This is a genomic window from Polaromonas sp. P1_G4, assembly GCF_056405475.1.
Genome location: NZ_JBFUCA010000394.1, coordinates 1 through 4,078 on the forward strand (window position 1 = coordinate 1; position 4,078 = coordinate 4,078).

Sequence of the window (4,078 nt, forward strand, 5' to 3'; positions counted from 1 at the left end):
AGGTGACAACGCGAAACGGCTGCGAGCGCAGGGCCACGTACAGGATTTTTTTGTCCTTGCTGACCACCATGGGCATGGCGGTTCCGCCCACAGGAACCCTCGCCACCGGCTTGAGGGCACTTGCGGCGCGATCCAGCTGAAACACCGAGATCTCCTGGCTGTCGGCGTTGCTGACATACACCCAGGTGGCTGCGCTGCTGGCGCCAGCGGCAGCCATGGTCCCGGCAAAAACGGCGGGGATCAGGACCTGGCGAATGGTGGTTCCTGTTGTCATGGATGTCTCCGTTGTGTTGTTGAACTTTTTACTTGCCGACCGTCATGTAGAGGCTGGGCAACCACATGGAGAAAGCCGGCACAAACGTGACCAGTGCGAGCGCGAAAATCAGCGCGCCATAGAAAGGCCAGATGGTCCGCATCACGGTGCCCACGGACACTCCGCCAATGGCACACCCCACGAACTGGGTCGTTCCCACGGGCGGCGTGTTCAATCCCAATGCGCAGTTGATCAGCAACACGATGCCGAACTGCACCGAGCTCATGCCGTAGTGCTGGGCAATCGGCAGGAAGATGGGCGTGCACAGCAGGATGGTCGCGGCCATGTCCAGGAAGGTGCCCAACACAAACAGGATGATGTTGATCAGCAGGAAGATCACCCACGGTGTGGTGGTGATTTGCGATAGCATCTGGCCTGTCAACTCCGCCACGCCATAGAGGCTGATGAGGTAACCGAAGGTGCTGGAGATGCCGATCAGCAGCAAGATGACGCCGGTGGTCTTGACCGCCTTGGAGGCCGCCTTGATGAAGTGCTCCCATTTGATGGAGCGGTAAACAAAGATCGTCAGCGCCAACGCATACAACACGGCAACGGCCGCAGACTCTGTCGCCGTGAACACACCCGACAAAATGCCGCCCAGGATGATGACCACGATCATCAGGCCCGGCAAGGCAGCCGCGAGTGAACGCGCGACGATGGACCAGCCGGGAAAGGTGCCTGCGGGGTAACCACGCTTCACGGCCACCAGGTAAGCGGCCGCCAGGTTGCAGATGGTCAGGATCGCGGCAGGCACCAGCGCAGCAAGAATCAGCGCTGCGATCGACACCTTGCCACCGGCAGCCAGCGAATAAATGATCAGGTTGTGGCTGGTCGGCATCAGTGCGCCCACCAGTGCGGCGTGCGTCGTCACGTTGACCGCATAGTCGGCATGGTAACCCTCTTTTTTCATCATCGGGATCATCACGGCACCCATGGCCGAAACGTCAGCCACAGGCGAACCGGACACACCGCCGAACAAGGTGCAGGCCACCACATTGGACATGCCCAGGCCGCCGCGCACATGGCCCACCAGGCCGCGCGCGAGATTGACGATACGGTCCGCCACACCGCCGTAGAGCATCAGCTCGCCGGCAAAGATGAAAAATGGAATCGCAAGGAAAGAGAAGATGCCCATGCCTGACGTCATCTGCTGGAAACCGACGGCCAGGGGCAGGCCCTCATACGCCAGCGTGGCCAGGGCCGAGAGGCCAATCGAAAAGGCAACGGGAACGCCAAGCAGCAGAAACAGTGTGAACGAAAGGCAGAGAATAAGTAATGGAATTGTCATGATGGATGCTTAGCCCCAGGCTGGTTCAACTTCGCGGCCTTTGGCCAGGGCAATGATGTGTTCGATCGAGAACATCACGATAAGAACGCCGGCCACAGTGGCAGGCACATACTTCCAGCCCTCGGAAATCCAGAGGGTGGGCAGGCGGTAGCCCCACACGGATATTGCGAGATAACCGCAGTTCCATGCCATGGCAGCGCCGAAGAGCAGGACCAGCGCGTGAATCAGGTACTCCATCTTCAGCCGCAGCCAGTCGGGCGCCAGCACCAGCATGGACTCGAGGCCGATGTGGCCTGCATCGCGGACGCCGACGGCAACACCCAGCATGGTCACGTATACAACCAGCAGAAGCGCCAGGCTTTCGGCCCATGTCGGCGTGTTGTTCAGCACGTAGCGGCCGAACACTTGCCAGCTGACGGCGCAAATCACCGCTACCAGCCCGAAGATACCCAGCCACATGCAGGCCCGGGCGAGCTTGCGACAAATTGTTGTGTACATAAATTGATCCGGATCTGTTGGACCGGCGTTGGTAGAAAAGAAACTGTTGGCGCCGGTCTTTCCGGCGGCCTGTTATATTTTTGCTCGCTGACATCTCCTGTCACCGGCGATCAATCGCCGATGACGAGAGGGGTCATACCTTGCTTACTTGGTGTCCTGGATACGCTTGACCAGCGCCTTCAGCTTTGCATCCACAATAAATTTGTCATAGACAGGTTTCATCGCGTTCTGGAATGAAGCCTTGTCGACCTCAATGAACTCGGCGCCACCGGCTTTGGCGATGGCCTTGGATTTGGCTTCACGCTCGTCCCACAGTTTGCGCATGTAAGGAACCGACTCTTTGGCCGCCTGGCGAATCGCCTTCTGGTCATCCGCACTCAGGGTGTCCCAGGTCCGCTTGGAGAACAGCAGCATTTCAGGGGCCAGCGAGTGCTCTGTGATCGAGTAGTACTTGGCCACTTCAAAGTGACGCGAGCTCTCATACGAAGGGTAATTGTTTTCAGCGCCGTCAACCAGGCCGGTCTTCAGTGCGGTGTAGACCTCGCCGTAAGGCATGGGGGTGGCATTGGCACCCATGGCTTCCAGCAGTGCAACCCACAGGTCGGATTGCTGGACGCGGATCTTCATGCCCTTGGCATCGGCCAAGGTGCGGACTGGTTTTTTGGCGGTATAGAGCGAGCGAGCGCCGCTGTCGTAGTACGCCAGGCCGATAAAGCCCTGTGGTGCGCAGGAGGCGAGGATCTCTTCACCGATCGCGCCGTCCAGCACATGGCGCATGTGTTCCGTGGAGCGGAACAGGAAAGGCATGGTCGGCACTTGCGTCTCAGCGCAAATGTTGTTCATCGGCGCAATGTTCACGCGGGTCATGGCCAGCGCGCCGATCTTGGTCTGCTCGATCGTGTCCTTCTCGTTGCCCAAAGCGCTGTTGTTGAACACCTTGATGGTGTGCTTGCCGTTGGTCAACACCTTCAGGCGCTCACCCATGAACTTGACAGCCTCGACGGTGGGATAACCGTCGGGGTGGATGTCCGACGAACGGAACTCGGTGGCGAAGCTTGCCAGCGGCATCAGCGCCAGTGCAGCGGCAACTGCAAACAGTGTTTTTTTAATCTTCATGTCTCATCCTCTAGGGTTGGTGGTGGAAAACAGGTAGCAGGAACTTTTAATACAGACACGCGGGCTCAGGCAGCCCGCGCACGCCGGGGCGCAGCGCGAACACACCGCCGGCCAGCGGCTGGTCAGATAAGTCGATGCCTTCGGGGCGTATCGACGTCACGAACAGGGTGTCGAGCCCGGCGCCGCCAAAGGCGCACATGGCAGGTTTTTTGACCGGCACGGCCAGCGAACGGTCCAGCTTGCCGGCGGGCGTGAAGCGATGAATCAGGCCGGCGTCGTTGCCGCAGATCCAGTAGCAGCCGTCGGCGTCGACTGCCGCGCCATCAGGGCGGCCGGGTAGCGGGTTCATGTCGACAAAGACGCGCCGGTTGTATGGCGTGCCGGTCTCGGTGTCGTAGTCAAAGGCCCAGATGACCTGTACCGACGGATGCGAGTCCGACAGGTACATCGTGCGGCCGTCGGGGCTGAAGGCCATACCGTTCGGCGTGATGAAACCGTCCAGGAGTTTTTTTAGTTCGCTATCTTTTTTGTAGCTATAAATACAACCCACACGTGCGCCGGCAGCCATATTCATCAACATGGTACCGGCAAGAAAGCGCCCCTGACGGTCGCAGCGGCCATCGTTAAAGCGCATGCCGGGCGTGGCATGCGTAACGGCGGCAAGCTGCTTGAACCCAAGCTGGCCATCCGCCCGTGGACTCAGGCGGAACACGCCGCTTTCAGTGCCTGCGACCCAGTCCTGCGTGCCGCCTATCGACGCAACGCAGGCCAGCATTTCGGGAGCGGCCCATTCGGTGAGCACGCCTTCGGCCACGCTCCAGCGGCACAGCCTGCGCGCCGGAATATCAACCCAATAGAGCGCT

Annotated in this window: 5 protein-coding genes; all 5 read right to left on the reverse strand. The window is 59.8% G+C overall.

The window, feature by feature from the left end; translation table 11 throughout:
- Nucleotides 1-274 (reverse strand): beta-propeller fold lactonase family protein (locus tag AC1D1X_RS17265; protein WP_477698743.1); only part of this gene is annotated, 274 nt, incomplete at its 3' end.
- 28 nt (nucleotides 275-302) lie between these two features.
- Entirely contained in the window at nucleotides 303-1,601 is a 1,299-nt protein-coding gene (locus tag AC1D1X_RS17270) for a TRAP transporter large permease (protein WP_477671057.1), read from the reverse strand.
- A 9-nt stretch (nucleotides 1,602-1,610) separates the two neighbouring features.
- Nucleotides 1,611-2,099, reverse strand: a complete 489-nt coding sequence (locus AC1D1X_RS17275; RefSeq protein WP_477671058.1) for a TRAP transporter small permease — start codon at nucleotides 2,097-2,099, stop codon at nucleotides 1,611-1,613.
- A gap of 144 nt (nucleotides 2,100-2,243) precedes the next feature.
- Entirely contained in the window at nucleotides 2,244-3,215 is a 972-nt protein-coding gene (locus AC1D1X_RS17280; RefSeq protein ID WP_477671059.1) for a TRAP transporter substrate-binding protein, read from the reverse strand.
- 46 nt (nucleotides 3,216-3,261) lie between these two features.
- Nucleotides 3,262-4,078, reverse strand: an 817-nt coding sequence (locus tag AC1D1X_RS17285) for an SMP-30/gluconolactonase/LRE family protein (RefSeq protein WP_477698744.1), incomplete at its 5' end; no start/stop codon positions are given.